The sequence below is a fragment of the Pseudomonas sp. NMS19W genome (assembly GCF_051554255.1).
GTDB classification, from domain to species: Bacteria; Pseudomonadota; Gammaproteobacteria; order Pseudomonadales; family Pseudomonadaceae; genus Aquipseudomonas; species Aquipseudomonas kribbensis.
In genome coordinates, this window is sequence record NZ_CP136718.1 from 4,861,258 (window position 1) to 4,877,687 (window position 16,430).

Annotated in this window: 10 protein-coding genes; 6 read left to right on the top strand and 4 right to left on the bottom strand. The window is 58.8% G+C overall.

Annotated elements, in window-relative coordinates:
• Positions 1 to 77: 77 nt before the first annotated feature.
• Entirely contained in the window at positions 78 to 1,508 is a 1,431-nt protein-coding gene (gene sbcB, locus R1A29_RS22325) for an exodeoxyribonuclease I (RefSeq protein WP_438299608.1), read from the bottom strand.
• A gap of 180 nt (positions 1,509 to 1,688) precedes the next feature.
• Here sbcB and R1A29_RS22330 point away from each other — a divergent pair, with 180 nt between their 5' ends.
• Genes R1A29_RS22330 through R1A29_RS22355 form a run of 6 tightly spaced genes read left to right on the top strand, consistent with a single transcriptional unit; the run spans position 1,689 to position 8,405 of the window.
• Positions 1,689 to 2,414 (top strand): RDD family protein, encoded by a 726-nt coding sequence (locus R1A29_RS22330; RefSeq protein WP_438299609.1) that lies wholly within the window; start codon positions 1,689 to 1,691, stop codon positions 2,412 to 2,414.
• Entirely contained in the window at positions 2,411 to 3,388 is a 978-nt protein-coding gene (locus tag R1A29_RS22335; protein WP_438299610.1) for a stage II sporulation protein M, read from the top strand. Before R1A29_RS22330 ends, R1A29_RS22335 begins: the two co-directional genes overlap by 4 nt.
• On the top strand, positions 3,375 to 4,919 hold the full coding sequence (locus tag R1A29_RS22340; RefSeq protein WP_438299611.1) for a DUF4129 domain-containing protein: 1,545 nt from the start codon (positions 3,375 to 3,377) through the stop codon (positions 4,917 to 4,919). The genes R1A29_RS22335 and R1A29_RS22340 overlap by 14 nt, the downstream gene beginning before the upstream one ends.
• Positions 4,916 to 6,079 (top strand): DUF4350 domain-containing protein, encoded by a 1,164-nt coding sequence (locus R1A29_RS22345; RefSeq protein WP_438299612.1) that lies wholly within the window; start codon positions 4,916 to 4,918, stop codon positions 6,077 to 6,079. Before R1A29_RS22340 ends, R1A29_RS22345 begins: the two co-directional genes overlap by 4 nt.
• Positions 6,076 to 7,077 carry an AAA family ATPase gene (locus R1A29_RS22350; RefSeq protein WP_085689472.1) on the top strand — a complete coding sequence of 334 codons (1,002 nt, stop codon included), beginning with the start codon at positions 6,076 to 6,078 and terminating at the stop codon, positions 7,075 to 7,077. The genes R1A29_RS22345 and R1A29_RS22350 overlap by 4 nt, the downstream gene beginning before the upstream one ends.
• On the top strand, positions 7,074 to 8,405 hold the full coding sequence (locus R1A29_RS22355) for a DUF58 domain-containing protein (RefSeq protein WP_438299613.1): 1,332 nt from the start codon (positions 7,074 to 7,076) through the stop codon (positions 8,403 to 8,405). The genes R1A29_RS22350 and R1A29_RS22355 overlap by 4 nt, the downstream gene beginning before the upstream one ends.
• 271 nt (positions 8,406 to 8,676) lie before the next feature.
• On the opposite strand, the gene R1A29_RS22360 is transcribed toward R1A29_RS22355, so the two are convergent.
• From R1A29_RS22360 to R1A29_RS22370, 3 genes are read right to left on the bottom strand one after another with little or no spacing between them, the layout of a single operon-like run.
• Complete coding sequence (locus R1A29_RS22360; RefSeq protein WP_438299614.1) at positions 8,677 to 9,114, bottom strand: hypothetical protein; 438 nt, start codon at positions 9,112 to 9,114, stop codon at positions 8,677 to 8,679.
• A gap of 3 nt (positions 9,115 to 9,117) precedes the next feature.
• The gene (locus tag R1A29_RS22365) at positions 9,118 to 11,910 is read right to left on the bottom strand and encodes a hypothetical protein (RefSeq protein ID WP_438299615.1); all 2,793 of its coding nucleotides are present in this window, start codon (positions 11,908 to 11,910) and stop codon (positions 9,118 to 9,120) included.
• Positions 11,907 to 16,376: a neuraminidase-like domain-containing protein gene (locus R1A29_RS22370; protein WP_438299616.1), complete on the bottom strand. Its 4,470-nt coding sequence runs from the start codon at positions 16,374 to 16,376 to the stop codon at positions 11,907 to 11,909. Before R1A29_RS22370 ends, R1A29_RS22365 begins: the two co-directional genes overlap by 4 nt.
• Positions 16,377 to 16,430: the final 54 nt, after the last annotated feature.

A 16,430-nucleotide genomic window follows, 5' to 3' on the forward strand; every position in this document is an offset into this window, starting at 1 on the left:
ACCCGCGACAAAAAGAAACGCCAGCATCCGCTGGCGTTTTTTTATGCCTGTCATTCATGTGGCAGACATGTTCGATTTCAAAGATTCAAACGTTTGCGTAATGCCTGGACATAGTTCTGCCATTCAGCAAGCACCTCACTCTGCATCGGCGTCGCACTAAGCAACCACTGCTCTGCGGTTTCTGCAAAAGATTCCAGGGTATTAGGTGCACCCCATTCAGGGTCGGACAAGCGTTGCCGGCAAAAGATTTGCCAGCGTTCTTGCTCTTCGAAATTCAACGTATCCGGAAAGTTACGCGCTCGATATCGAAACAACAATTCGGGCAAACGTTCGTCATCGAACGGCCATTGCTCTCGCGCCAATTGTGCAGGATCTGCCATCCTCACTTGCTCACATAGTCGCCGGTCGCGATCACCGATAAATCCGTCGTACAACTGTTGTTCCGGATCTTCGCTCGGAGTGAAATCTTCACTGGCATAAATCGCCGAGACTTTATCTTTCCAAACTTGTTGTGCGTCACTTAGTCGCAATGCGCGGGCCTGATAAAGCGCCATGTCCAGGCCCAGACGCTGTTGGTCCTCGGCCCGTAGCACTGACATCGGCGCCACCACCGGGCACTTGTTGATGTGGATGAGCTTGAGCGGCACCGGCAATTCGCCTTCGGCCAGGTCATCACGACGGGTATACAGGCGCTGACGCAAGGTCTGCGCATCCAGATCGAGCAGGCCCTGCGGGTCCAGATGCAGATCACAGACGATCAAGGCGTTCTTGTTGCGCGGATGCCAGGCCAGCGGCAGCACCACACCGACAAAACTGCGCGCCGCCGAGAAGCGTCCGGAAATGTGCACCATTGGCTGCAACAGGCGAATCTGGTCAAGGACCTTCGGTTTGCTGCGCAACTGGAACAGCCAGTCATACAACTTGGGCTGCTTCTCGCGGATCAACCGGGCCAGGGCGATGGTGGCGCGAACGTCCGACAACGCCTCGTGGGCATTGCCGTGATCGATGCCGTTGGCGGCGGTCAGGCGCTCGAGCTTCAGCGTGACCTTGCCTTCGTCATCGGTGGGCCAGACCAGACCATCGGGACGCAACGCATAAGCGGCGCGCACCACATCGATCAGATCCCAGCGGCTGTTGCCGCCCTGCCACTCCCGGGCATAAGGATCGAAAAAGTTGCGGTACAGGCTGTAACGAGTCATCTCGTCATCGAAACGCAAAGTGTTGTACCCCGCGCCGCAAGTGCCGGGCGCCGCAAGCTGCGCGTGGACCCGGGTCATGAAATCGGCTTCGCTCAAGCCCTGCTCGGCCAGGCGGCTCGGGGTGATTCCGGTAATTGCACACGCCGCCGGGTGCGGCAGGATGTCTTCGCTGGGTTGGCAGTAAAGGTTGACCGGTTCGTCGATTTCGTTGAGATCGTAGTCGGTGCGAATCCCGGCCACCTGTAACGGGCGGTCGCATCGCGGATTGATGCCGGTGGTTTCGTAGTCGTACCAGAAGATGGAAGTCACGGGCGGTTCCTGAACTGAAGATCGGCAAAGTCTAGGCGCTCGAACGCCGTCGCGGCCAGCACCGCATCATTCAGTCACCTTTGGTTGAAGGATGTGAATGACATAGTTATGTCGTTTTCCCCCGAGAGGCTGCTAGCATCGGATTCACTCGCATCCCGATCCGGCAACATCAGGTAGCCCATGCTCGAGACCACAGCACCGCCAAGGAAAGCAACGCTGGCCCCGCCGCTGGACACACGGCATCAGGTCGAAACGCCGGAAGGCATCGACCTGCCGCTGCGTCCCGCCGGCCTGATGGTGCGTGCCGTGGCGTTCACCATCGACTTGGTTTTGCGCGGGATGATCCTCGGGCTGCTGTTCATGCTGCTGGCGCTGCTCGGCAAGCTCGGCATCGGCCTGGGATCGCTGCTACTGTTTGCGGTGAGCTGGTGGTACATGGTGCTGTTCGAAGTGCTGCGTCAGGGTCGTTCGCCGGGCAAGCAATGGATGGGCCTGCGGGTAGTGCACGACGATGGAACCCCGGTTGGCTGGTCGGCCTCCTTGCTGCGCAATCTGCTGCGTTTCGTTGACCTGATGCCGTTCGGCTATTTCCTTGGCGCCATCAGTTGTCTGCAACATCCGACCTTCAAACGCCTCGGCGACATCGCTGCCGGCACGCTGGTGATCTACAGCGAACGCCCGCTCAAGCGCCCGCAATTGCCCGATGCCGAACCCCGCCGCTCACCGATCCCGCTGACCCTGACGGAACAACGGGCCCTGCTCGCTTTCGCCGAACGTCAGGGTGAACTGTCGACGGCGCGGGTCAATGAACTCGCTGCGCTGCTCGCCCAGCCACTGCACATCAGCGCGCCGAAAGCCGTCGGTGAACTCAACGGCATCGCCCGCGGCCTGCTGGGGCCGACATGAAGCAAAGCCTTTTCGAAACCCGTCACAAGGCCGAATGGGAGCGCTTCACGCTCGCCCTCGAACGTCTGGAACGCGGCAAGGACACTTCGCAGGTGGCTGAATTTCCCAAGGCCTACCGGCGACTCTGCCAGCATCTGGCCCTGGCGCAGGAACGTGGTTACAGCAGTTTCCTCGTCGACTCGTTGCAACAGTTGGTACTGCGCGGCCATCAACAGCTTTACCGTCACCGAAGCCAGCTCGGCGCTAACGTGCTGGGCTTCATCCTGGCCGGATTTCCACAGCTGGTACGTGCCGAATGGCGTTTCGTGCTGGCCGCCGGGCTGCTGTTCTTCGGCAGCCTGATCGGGTTCGGATTACTGGTGTACCTGTTTCCGGAGCTGGTCTACAACCTGATCCCCGCCGATCAAGTGCGCGAGATGCAGAGCATGTACGACCCCGCCGCCGGCCACCTCGGGCGCTCCGCCGAACGCGCAGCCAGCGAAGACTGGGTGATGTTCGGCTACTACATCATGCACAACATCGGCATCGCCTTTCAGACCTTTGCCAGCGGTTTGCTGCTGGGGGTGGGCAGTGCGTTTTTCCTGTTCTACAACGGCTTGATGATCGGCACAGTGGCCGGGCACTTGAGTGAAATCGGCTACGGCCAGACCTTCTGGTCCTTCGTCATCGGGCACGGTGCCTTCGAACTCACCGCCATTGCCCTGGCCGGTGCGGCAGGACTGAAACTGGGTTGGGCGTTGATTGCGCCGGGTCGCCTGACACGCGGCGAGGCCTTGAGACATGCCGCGCGCCAGAGTGTTTTGCTGATCTGCGGGGTGATGCTGTTCCTGTTGATCGCCGCGTTTATCGAGGCTTATTGGTCATCACGCACCGGGGTCACGCCGCAGTCCAAATACCTGGTCGGCGCCGGGCTCTGGCTCTGCGTCGCGATCTATCTGCTGTTTGCCGGAAGGACCCGCCATGCGCCTGAGTGACGCCACCGTGGTGATCCGCCCGCGTACCACCTGGGAGGCCATGGACCTGGGCGTGCGCATGAGCCAGCAGCACCGGCGTCTGTTGATGACCAGTTGGGCCATCGTCACCCTGCCGCTGTTCGTGCTGCTCAGCCTGTTGTTCTGGGATTCGCCGTCGCTCGCGGTGTTCATCTTCTGGTGGCTGAAACCGGCGTACGAACGCTTGCCGCTGTACATCCTGTCCAAAGCGCTGTTCGCCGAAACACCCACGCTGAAACAGGCATTGCGCCAATGGCCAAAACTGCTCAAACCTCAACTGCTGGCGAGTCTGACCTGGCGACGCCTGAGCTTTAGTCGCAGTTTCCTGATGCCGGTGGTGCAGCTCGAAGGGCTGGGCGGTCTCCCACGCCAGCAGCGTTTGCGGGTACTGCTGCAGCGCAATGCCGGCGCGGCCCAGTGGCTGACGATCATTGGCGTGCATCTGGAAACGGCGCTGTGGATCGGCCTGATGGTGTTGTTCTACCTGCTTCTGCCGCAACAGGTCGAAACCGATTGGGACTGGCAAAGCCTGATCTTCGCCGCCGACCACGAGTGGCGCTGGCTCGAACACCTGACCAATGCCTTCTATGCCCTGATACTGGTGATCTGGGAACCGATCTACGTCGCCTGCGGTTTCAGCCTCTATCTGAACCGGCGCACGGTATTGGAAGCGTGGGACATCGAACTGGTGTTCCGCCGTTTGCGCCAACGCCTGAACAGCAGCGCACTCGGTTTGCTGCTGGTGGTCTGTCTGCTGCTGCCCGGATTGCCCTCGGCATGGGCCGCCGACCCTGCCACCGCCCCGGATGCGCCCCGGCTTTTGAATCAGCCGCTGACCAGTCAGGCATCCCGCGACAGCATCAAGGCCTTGCTGGAACAACCGCCGTTCAAGAACAAGGAAACCGTCACCCGTTATCGCTTCGGCGAAGATCCTGCCACCGTCGAAAAGACCAAGGACAGCAAAACCCCACAATGGCTGAAAACCCTGCTGGGCTGGCTCAATGGTCAACACCTCAACGGGCTGGCCAAGGCCATTGAAGTGTTGCTGTGGGCCGTGGTGATCGGGGCGGTCGGCTGGTTGATCTGGCGCTACCGCGAGTTTCTGCAAACGTTCGTCAGCCGTCGCCCGCGATTGCCCGAGCGGATGAAACGCCCCGTGCCACAGCAAGCCTTCGGCCTCGACCTGAGCAAGGAAACCCTGCCCGACGACATCGCCGCCAGCGCCGAACAGCTCTGGCAGACCCAGCCCCGTGCGGCGCTCGGCCTGCTGTATCGGGCGTTGCTCAGTCATCTGCTGCACGACTTCAACCTGACCCTGAAACCGGCCGATACCGAAAGCGAAGTACTGGCGCGGATCGAACATTTGCAGCGTCCCGACCTGCTCGCCTACAGCCGTCATCTCACCGGCCACTGGCAGAACATAGCCTATGGGCACCGCGTTCCGGCGGCGCATCTGCAACAGGAATTGTGCGATGGCTGGCGGTCTCTGTTCGGCCACGGAGCTGCCCGTTGAACCGGCGCGCACTCTGGCTGATCGGCGCATTGATTGTTGCCCTGCTGAGTGCGCTGGGCGTTTATCTGTACCTCAAGGCAACGCCCTACCAGGCCGTGGTCGATCACGGCCCTTCCCCCGCCGCGCAAGCCAATCCTTATCTGGCGGCTGAGATGTTTTTACGCAGTCACGGGATTACCGTCGGCCATGCTGAAAGCCTCGCCGTGCTGCCCGAAATCGACCCTCGACGACACACGCTGCTGCTGTTCAACGACCGTTCGAAAATGACGCCGCGTCAGGTCGATCAGGTCTTGAACTGGGCCCGGGCCGGCGGGCGGCTGGTGTTCGTTGCCGAGTCGCTGTGGGATGAAAAGACCGGCCAAAGCAACGACCTGCTACTCGACCGTGTGCAACTGCATCAGTCCCTGAGCAAGGATCTGAAAGACCCGCCACCGGATGCCGACGACGATCCCTGGCCCAACCTGACCAAGCTCTATCTGGAAGACGAAGACGCCCCCGCCTACGCCGGGTTCGACACCGCGTTCCACCTCGACGACCCGAAAAACCTCGCCCAGGCCTGGGCCAACAGCGCCCGCGCCACGCACATGATGCAACTGCCCTACGGCGTCGGCACGATCACCGTGGTCACCGATGCCGATCTGTGGAAAACCCCGGCCATCGCTCAACACGACAACGCGTGGCTGCTCTGGTATCTGAGCGCCGACACCGCCGTGACGCTGCTGTACAACACCGAACACGACGGGCTGCTGACCTTGCTCTGGCGCTACTTCCCGCAAGCCATCGTCGCCCTGCTTGCGTTGATCGGTCTGTGGTTGTGGCATGTCGGCGTGCGTCACGGGCCGGTGCAGGCTCCTGCCCCGAGCGGTCGTCGTCAGTTGATGGAACACCTGCGCGCCAGCGCCGATTTCATCCTGCGTCACAACGGTCAACAGACTTTGCTGCAAGCCTTGCAGCAAGACGTCCTGCGCCGCGCCCGTCACCGTCATCCCGGTTTCGACCAATTGAACGTCGCCGAACAATGGCTGGCCCTGTCACGCCTGACCCGCCAGCCGACCCGTGCCATCAGCCAGGCCCTGAGCCCGGCACCGAAGCGGCGCCTGTCCAGCGCCGAATTCTGCCGTCAGGTCGCCCACCTGCAAGCCCTGAGGAACTCGTTATGACCGAACACATCGAACCCGGCTCGCCCAGCCATGCCGCCCAGCAACGCCACCGAGCCAGTCAGTTGGCCCAAGCGGTACGCGGTGAATTGCAAAAGGCGCTGATCGGCCAGAACCCGGTGATCGACGATGTGCTGACCGCGCTGATCGCCGGCGGCCACGTGCTGCTCGAAGGCGTTCCCGGCCTCGGCAAGACTTTACTAGTACGGGCCCTGGCCAAATGCTTCGGCGGCGAGTTCGCGCGCATCCAGTTCACCCCGGACCTGATGCCCAGCGACGTCACCGGCCACGCGGTCTATGACCTGCAGACCGAGCAGTTCAAACTGCGCAAAGGCCCGCTGTTCACCAACCTGCTGCTGGCCGACGAGATCAACCGCGCCCCGGCCAAGACGCAAGCCGCATTGCTCGAAGCGATGCAGGAACGTCAGGTCACCCTCGAAGGCCGCGCCCTGCCGATTGCCCAACCGTTCATGGTGCTCGCCACGCAAAACCCGATCGAACAGGAAGGCACTTACCCGCTGCCCGAAGCCGAACTCGACCGCTTCATGCTCAAGGTGCGCATGGACTACCCCGACGCCGATCAGGAGCTGGACATGGTGCGCCAGGTCAGCCGCTCGACCCGCGCCGACATGCTCGACGTGCAACCACTGCGCACCGTGTTGCAGGCGAAGGACGTGCAAGCCCTGCAACGCATCGCCAGCGATCTGCCGCTGGACGATCAGGTGCTCGATTACGCCGTGCGCCTCGCTCGCAGCACCCGCACCTGGCCGGGGCTGAGCCTCGGCGCCGGGCCACGGGCTTCCATCGCACTGGTGCGCTGCGCCCGCGCCCGGGCCTTGTTGCGCGGTGGCGAATTCGTAATCCCCGACGACATCAAGGGTTGCGCGCTGGCGGTGCTGCGTCACCGGGTGCGCCTCGCACCGGAGCTGGACATCGAAGGGCTGCAGGTCGATCAGGTGCTCCAGCAACTGCTTGACCAGATCCCGGCGCCGCGCCTGTGAAACCCTCGCGTCTGTTGTTGATCTGGCTGGCGATTCTGCTGGCCATCGGCATTGTGCTGGGCACGTTGCAGGCGCTGGATGTGGAAGTGCCTTCGAGCCTGTTGTCGATCAACTGGGGATTGCTGCTGGCGCTGTTTGCATTGAGCCTGCTGGACGCCCTGCGCCTCAGGCGCCTGCCCTCGCCCCGCGTGCAACGACAGATGCCCGGCAGCCTGGCCCTCGGTCGCTGGAGTGAAGTGCGGCTGGAGGTCGAACACGATTTCGACCAATCACTGGCCATTCAACTCTTCGACCATGTACCCAACGGCCTCAGCTACGAAAACCTGCCACTCGACACCGAGCTTCAACCCGGCCAGCGCAGCCTGATCGGCTATCGCCTGCGTCCGCTCAACCGCGGCCACTTCACCTTCGACACCTGCGAACTCAACCTGCCAAGCCCCTTGGGCCTTTGGTCCGGCAAACGCCTGCTGAACCTCACCGACCACACCCGCGTCTACCCCGACTTCGCGCGCCTCTACGGCGGCCAGTTGCTGGCGGTGGACAACTGGCTCAGTCAGCTCGGCGTACGCCAGCGCCAACGCCGTGGCCAGGGGATGGAATTCCATCAGCTGCGGGAATTTCGCGAAGGCGACAGCCTTCGCCAGATCGACTGGAAAGCCACCGCCCGCCATCGCACGCCGATTGCCCGGGAGTACGAAGACGAACGGGATCAGCAGATCATTTTCATGCTCGATTGCGGACGGCAGATGCGCAGTCAGGATGGTGAGCTGTCGCATTTTGATCATGCGTTGAATGCTTGTTTGCTGTTGAGCTATGTGGCGCTGCGACAGGGAGATGCGGTGGGATTGATGACCTTTGCCAGCGATCAGCCGCGGTTCATTGCACCGGTCAAAGGTGCGGGGCAGCTCAAGGTGTTGCTCAACGGTGTTTACGATCTAAATAGCACGCGACATTCGGCGGATTATCCGGCGGCGGTGAATCAGTTGCTGGCGAGGCAGAAGCGTCGGGCGCTGGTGGTGCTGGTAACCAACTTGCGGGATGAATTTGATGAGGAACTGCTGAATGCCGTGCAGCGCTTGAGCCACCAACACCGGGTTCTGGTCGCCAGTCTGCGCGAAACCACGCTGGATGAGCTGCGCCATCGATCGGTACAAACGCAGGATGAAGCGCTGACCTATTGCGCGGCCGTGGATTACCTCAACGCCAGCGCGCAACACCATGAGCGCTTGAGCACCCAAGGTGTTGCAGTAGTGCAGGCCCGACCCGAAGAACTGGGGGCCGGGGTCGTAACGCGGTATCTTGCCTGGAAGAAGACGGGTGTTTTTTAGGTTGCCAAACCCGGCGACGGTGGATTCGGACCCAGCGACATATGGTTTTCTGCCGATTGATTGATCAGGCGGCTCGCCGCCAGAACCAGGAAGTAATACCCCCCGGCCGTTGTACGGGCGGTGAATGTCCAACTGAGTCCGGCGGCAGTGAGTAACCGAGCGGTACCCAATGCCGGGCTCACATCCGTGATACCCAGCTCAGCCAGAGATGACTCGCTCAGGACGCCCAGTTGCACATTACGATTGAGCAAAGCGCTTCCGGCGGCAGCCTTCAAAGTGATGGTGTGAGCTGCCGGAGTGGTTCGGGGAAACTTGCTTCCTTCCCCCAGCGAGCGTCGCTCTCGGCGACGCTATTGAGAGTCATCGTGGCATCGTCCCAGACTCCAGCCTTCACGACCGCGACATCGAAAGTATGTGACGCCGTTTTCGCCGGACTCCCCTCGACTACTGCCGTTATCTGAACGCGCCCTTGCACGCTGGCCTTGTAGACAAACGGCGCCCACCCCTCACTGTCTGTCGCCACTCGCACCTGCTCCGGCCCAGGCAGGGTTTCAAATACAACGTTCGCGTTGGCCAGGGCTACACCCGTGCCAACAACAGCTACCCGGACGGCCAGTCGCACCGATTGTCCAACCTCCGGATCGTACGAGGCATCCTCTACTTCGACAATCTCGCCAGCCACGGTTGTCTGCATGATTGTGTTAGACATGATTCAGTCCCTTTTCCGTAAAGTTGGAATGGATGACTCACCCATTTGATCGGCGTCCCGAGTGCGGGAGCCAATAACCAATACGCTGAAGGTTTTGACCTGTGGAACTGCGTCGTAGGGGCTCTCGGCAGTAGCGGTAACCGGAAATATGCCGGGTGCCGTAGCCGTGAAAACATATCGGGCCTCACCCGACTCATCGGTGAGCTCGGTCTTTACATCGTCTGCATTTTCAAAGGTCACTGGCAGCGTCGAAACGGGTGCGTTGGTGTAAAACGAACGAGCCATCAGATACAACCGTGTTGACTGCCCCACTTCCAGATCGACATCAGGCCCGTCGGCCTCGGCCAGGATTCGATTGTGATTCAACGGGACTTTTATCGACGGGTAGCTGAACCCGGCTTCATTGAGGGTAAACACAATGCCTTGCGCACCCTTTTCGGTGCTGGCACGGGCATCGAGCGCCCACTCTTTTCCGGAGATCGGGACAGGTTCGTTATCTTTGGCCGTCAGTTTCATTCCCAGATCGTCGCCATCCTGCAATGTCGCCGACATGGCAAGCCCGACCATGGGGCTTTGCTCGAATGGTGTAAATCGCAGCGAATGGAGCGCTCCGAGGCAGGCCGGTATCGACTCCCCGGGAGCCAACGGCCGGTCATCGAATTTCAGTTCCCCTTCCTCCGACAGAATGGCGGATAACAATCGCCCCTCAAGGTCATTGGGTGGAAGCCCGGAATCCGGATCTTCTGAGTGGTGGAGTACTTGCAGTTGGAAAAAGGAACCGATGGGCGACGTGGAACGGACTCTATAGATCAGGCCGTCCTCGGTCACTTGACGTGGGGTGGTCAGATCAGGCTCAGCGTGAAACTCAAGATCACGCCCATCCTCAGATGAAACCTTTATGGAAATGAATTCGCCTACCAGAAGATTTTCTTTCGGTTCGATCTTCAGTGGCACTGCCTCGGCATTGCGAAAACAGATCAGCCCCACACGCCCTTGCTCTCGCCCATCGAGCGTCACTTTCGCCAATCGGGCCCAAGGACTTTCTCCAAAGACCAGAAATTTGTACGCGTGCCGGCCATCCACTCCATCGTAAGGATTGGCAACTCTCAAAATGACCTCGGAGTCGCCTTCGGGACCTGGCTCGAACGAGGTCTGAAGATTGCCGCCGGGCCCCGTCGGCTCCGTGGTTTCCGGTTCGCCATTGTCACTCCAATACGTGGTGACATTCTGAACACCACCTACACCGGGCACTCGCGATTCAATTCGTGCAGACAACCGTACATCGGGCCCGCCCGCCACAGGAAATTTCGTTAAAACCTTCGGATCGACGATGGATAGCCAGTGATGCCCCAGATCCAGTTCCAGCAATGGAGACGCCAGCAGCAACTTCGAACACTTGAACAACAATGAGACTTTACCGTTTCTGCGGTTTTCACAAACCGCGTTCAATTTCACTTCACCCCCGACGACAGGTTGGACCTCAGGGGTGATCGTGATGCCCACGTCCCCGGGCGTCTCGTCTCCCTGAAACTCCATCGTCAACAATGTTTCGTCCAAGACGTGATCAGCAAACATCGCTTTCAACACATGGCTTGCACCACGGTTGAGGTAGGTTGTGCCACTCCCCCAGATCACCTCAGGGAGTTCGTCCAGTTGAATCTTGAAGCTTTTCCAAGGATCGCTCTGGATGGCGTGGATTCTGAACGTGTACTGGGCCTCATCCGGCCGGTAGTAGCTAACGACCGATGCCTTGATTTCGTGGTTGCCCGAGGTCGTCGGCAGCCATGACAAAGAAACCTTGCCATCCGCACCCGAGTCCTGCTCCAGCAACACCGCATCATCCAGTTTGAAAGTGACCTTGCGATGGGCCAAGGGCATCCGGGTGAAGTGGCTGACCACTTGCACAATCAGATTAACGGACTGAGCCAGGTCGATAACCGGAAAAAACCAAGGTTCCTCCACCGCAATGACGTCCAGCCAGAAATGACCACAAATCACCGTTAACTCATACAGTTCAGCGGTGTATTTACTGCGTATGGCCAGAGTTGCAGTGACTTGCGCATCAGCCTCCGTATCCTTGCAGGAAAGTTGCCAGGCATTGTCGATGGATTGCTCCTGCTCCATCGCCGGGACTGCCCGTAACAGGTCCTCGGTATCGGCGATCGAGACCAGCCCTGCTTCTGTCCCCTCCCAGGCGTTTCCATCCGCCACCGAAAACCGGAGCTCCTGGATGCCACCAATGCACAGGGGGATCTCACCCGGAACCTGAGTCACTCCGTCGACCGTCAAAGACGACAGCTCCAGATCCTCCAGCCGCAATAGCACCTCTGCATGCGTGAAACGTACAGCACCTGGCCCGATACCTCCATTTGAAGGGCTCATGACACGGACTTCGAGTTGCGTTTCACTCTCGACGAGCTTCAGCTTCTCCTCCCACTTGTTCAAATAGACGTCTTGAGGTTCTTCTTCAGTCGGCACTCTGAGTGAATTGACGAGCTCGAGATTCGTCTGGCCTGACTCGGCGCCAGTGATCCGGACAGTTCCGTGCGCGCCAGGAAGGAGCCCTGTAACTTCGTACAAGAAATACAGCCAGTAAACCGCCTTGTCCGCCTTCGGCCGCGGCTTGTCCGGCAATACTATTCCTTGCCAGCCTTCCCCCAGATTCTTGGCAACCATCAGGTGGACATCGTTACCGTTCCACTTATCAATGTTGTGATTTACCGAACCCAAATCATTGGTTTCCCAAGGAGCCAAATCATTGGTGAAGTCACCATTTTCAAGAAAGTTATGGTTCATGGCCGTACCTTCCCTGCCTGAGTGGCCAGGCGTTTTTTCGGTGGCTGACGCGGAGCTGCAAGCACGGCTTCTACAGCACTACCGAAAAGCGGGCCGCCATCGCGAGCGCGATAACTCACGGTCAAAATAAAATCAGTCAAAGACTGCAACAGGTTGGCCTGACTGTCCCTGGTTGGCCTGGGAAACGTAATTTTATAGTTCCCATGGACACCGGTGCCTTCAAAAGGCAGCAGGCGATCACTGGGTGCCCGATCGACAATACCGTTGTCATCCACGCCGCGAGACAGACCTATCTGTTGATAGGGCCGCAGGTTCTGCACCAGTGCCCCCGGAGTCGGTTCGCCACTGTCATCGTACAGATATTTGAACGTGTCGATATCCGGTTGCAGCATTGTCGAACTGCCAAGTTGCATCAGAATGGCGCAAAGATTCTCGTATGGCCCCAACAGCCCCGGGCAGGTGCATGTCAGCTCCACTATCTGCCGGCAGTAATGCTGCGGGTAGTCATTTGCGAAGTGGCTTTCCTTCAAACTGAAACTCAGGCTTCCCGATGTGATGAAGTTGCTCCATTCATCTTCGCCCACGAGCTGACTCAGGGAGAACGTCTTCGTGATTTCCATCTGACGCTCATGCCGCTGGATCCGCGCGGCCGACAGTTGTAACAGGCCCATTTTCAATGCCGCACCGGATGTGAATCCATGGCGGGTGTCATTCCAGGCATCGGAACGAATGATGTTCGTTTTGAAGTCGCCCGTTTCATACTGCAGAGCGCGTTCGGCATTCGTACAAAGACTGACGCAAAGGTCATTGAGCTGGTAAAGAAGAGTCTTGATCTGCCCCACGATCCAGTTGCTCAAATCCGGGCCGGTACTGCGTTCCTTGTAGAAACGGTAAATTTCCTTTGACTGGGTATTGGCCGTTTCCGACAGTTCCAGGCTGGCCCTGGCCGCCCTGATCCCGTGTTCCTGAGCCAATATCTGTTCGCGCAAGACCCGTGCCTGGCTGCGGCACTGATTGTATTCAAGCGTCCATTCTTCACCGCGCCGACGATACGACTCGTTGATGCCGGCCTCCTCGGCTTCACCTCTCTGCCCCTCGGCAACCAACTGAAGTAACCGAGCACCTGTGTAGGGAATCGCCGCCAGCCTGAAGCCACCAAATGCCGTCCCGCCGATGTTCGGCAGTCCATCCAGTTCCGCTCCAAGAACTTCAAGTCCCGTGACCCCCGCAGCAATATGACGAGCGTTGCGGTTTTTTTCGATGACTTTGTTCTCGGCAGCGGACACCCCCTCCCTGACCAGGCGTTCGTAATGTTGCATCCGTTCATTGACCATGCTTTCGCTCTGGCGCAAAGAAGCGGCCGTGGCCTCAAGCTGGGCGATGGTTGCCTCGTGAATCGAACGGGTATGTTCGGCCAGTCCCATCAAATGCTCATGCTGCAGTTCTTCAAGCTTGTTGCGGTCACGCATTTCCAGCCACGACCGCAATTGGTCCTCCTGCTGGATCAGAAACTCGACGGCGTCCCGCGCCAGTTCGTAGACGGTTTGAAATCGGTAAGGTACGATCTGTACCTGGCCACCCGGACTGCGTGACGAGCCCAATGTGCCATTCCCCTGAGCAATCAGCAGTTCCCTAGGGTCTCCCATCGGTGAAAAAAGGGGCAGCACCAGATCGTAACCGTCGATCGAGCGGTTCGAACGCAAGTTGTCCAGACGCGATTTGAGTAAATCCCAAATAGCAGCAGGACGCTCATTGACCCCCGCCTTGAAGACACCACTGCCGGTCAAGTCCAGTTGCGGTTTACCCGTCATCGACATGGGCATGTCAGCCAGTGAAAGGTTTAGCCTGGCCTCAAACGCTTTAAGAGGATCCCGACTTTCGATGGCCGTCAGCAATTTATCCAGCGTTTGCGACTTCCAGGTGCTACCCGTATCGGTACCACTTTTTTCACCGATCATTCTCCAGGCCTTGCTGTAGAGCAGGCCGGCACGGACCATGCTGTCGTAATCAAGCCGTCGGAACAGATCGTCGCCTTCTGCGATCAGGTTCTGGATGTAATGCAGGAAGACCGCAATCATGAAGTGAATCGGCGCGCAATAACCGAGCGCATCGGGATCCGTCGGTGCCAGTTGCTCATATGAGCAATCGACATGATCGATTTCCAGCGGACGGCAGAGCCAGTAAGCCGGCCGCGCATTCATATGGGTACTGCCGGGCTTTTTCACGACTTCAGGTGACAACGGGTGAAAGATGTACTCCAGCCAGCGTTGTGCTTCCTGGTAACGACCTTCTTCGGACAGGCGCCAGAACACCAGATGCGGTATATGAAAAAACACTTCCCAGAAGTATCTGGCGTTGCAAGCGTAAAAGAAGCCGTGCCGTTCGCGAGTGCCATCCGGCAGAGGGTCTTCCTCGACATGCTGGGTATCCCAGTCCATCAGCGCATCCACCGATACCGCCGCACGGCTGGTCAGAATCGCAGCAATCTGGGAGCCCAGTCGAAGGTGCTTGAGCGCCTGACTCGAGTCATTGAAGCTTAAAAATTGCGCGCCCCGAGCATTGGTCTCACCGATGGTCGGGGTCAGGTAACTCTTTGGCCGGGCCGTCAGCTTTACGAGGAACGTCACTGTCACTCCATCCGCACTGAAGTCCACCGGAATGTCAGCGTCGACGGGAAAAACAGAACTTTCATAGACAACCCACGGCGATGTGACGGTTCCGTCCATCGGGGCGATGAATTGCGACGGGGCCGGGTCGGTCGGCGTCGGACTCTGGAGGCCTATGCTGAACGGCACGGCGTCATAGAGAACTTTCTGTTCGAGTCGATTGTCATCGTTGACCGCCGCCACCCCAAGTGGGTCGACAGAAAAACCGGCGCCGGCCCGGATCTCCTCCGAGGTTCTTTCGACGAGATAGCGCAATGCAGGGTCTGTGAGTTTTACGACAGATTGCGCTGTCCAGGTTCTGTCACCTGGTGCGACTTCCTTGAAATCCGTGACAGCAAACGAATGGACAGTCTCGTACTCAGCGCTTTCCGTGGAGAGGCGTACATCATGTACAGCGACAGGTTGTCGACGCGTCGTCAGAGTGATTGTGACGTGCGTATCGTCCTCATATTGAATACTGACATGGGTGTAAGTGTCGTCATGCAGTGCTCTCCAGCTGATCGACAAACGCTGCAAAACCCGCCCGGCTTCGCTCACGGTAGTGCAGCGACCACGTACCCTCATCACTTGAAACGCTTCGCCGTTCTGCCGCGTTTCGTTGCTGATGACAACATCAACCGCCAGTCCGCTACGGATGGGGTCAGCCGGTGGATTCTCGGGCTTGATCTCGATTTTCGGATAATCGGCGGGCACGATTTTCTGTTGCACGCCGTTACGATTCCTGAAGCGTCCGTAGACCATCGCCAGCGAGGTGGAAATATCGCCCTCCACGCTTCTCATCAAATGATCGCGCACTTCATGGATCTCGATACCGCCGGGAGTACCGTTCCTGTCGGCGGTGTGAAGATTGGTGTAACACACTCGCAGCCGATCATCGCTCGGGCTTCCATCACCATCAGCAAATACCGCCAGCCAACCATCGGAAACGTCCGATTCACATTTTCGGCTATGCAACGTCAACGGAGCGGACCACGTCTCGTCGATCGACTTGAACGCCAATTTAATGTTCAAGGTCCAGGGCGACTGCACCACGCCGTTACCATCGACCTGGCGATCGATCCATTCACACCAGACCAGCGCCAACTGGCCAAGCCACACCACACCGCGGATATCGACGACCGTGCCAGTGGTGGCGATGTTGCACTTTTGCCACTCCTCCCAGTTCGCCGGGTTGATTTTTGTACTGTGCTCGTCCACTTCGACCTTGACCTTGCGCAGGTAATGGTCGAACGGTTGCGTGCGACTCCTTGCCACCAGGTAATAAGGTGCATTGCGGTTTTTCGTCCCGTCGATATAACAGCTCTTGACCTCCAGATTACTGAGCTTCTCGAAACCACTTGTGTACGACATGAGCGCCACTTTCACCGAAGCATCAGTCAGACGCCTCTGCATAAGCTCACCTTCCAGTACACGGAACAGCTCGGTTTTGTTCAGGCGTAATGGCGGCTCGATGTAGTTGGCCGCATGCACCTTGAGTAGCACGTTGGCCGACCACCAACTGTAATTGCTCAGGATTTTCCACCAATAATCCTGGTCGTCCCGATCGAAAGAAACATTTTTGTAACCGCGCTCCATACCGCCATAAACGCCATGGATGTACCGCTGTAACGTGCGCACCGTTGAGGAAACATCGGTGGCTTGCGCCTTGGCCTCGTCCTCAAGGTCAGTCAGCAGCACGTCGCTCAACGTTTCCGTAGCAGGGATGGCGAAAGGGAAGGGGGCCAGTCGGTGCCCCACCACCACGTCGACCATAGCCTTCAAATAACGCTTTCTTAACGAAGTATCAACGGACGCAGGCATTGTTTTTCTCCCTGTCTCGCGGTGGGAATCCGACCGCAGCTGGCCTTGGGCAGT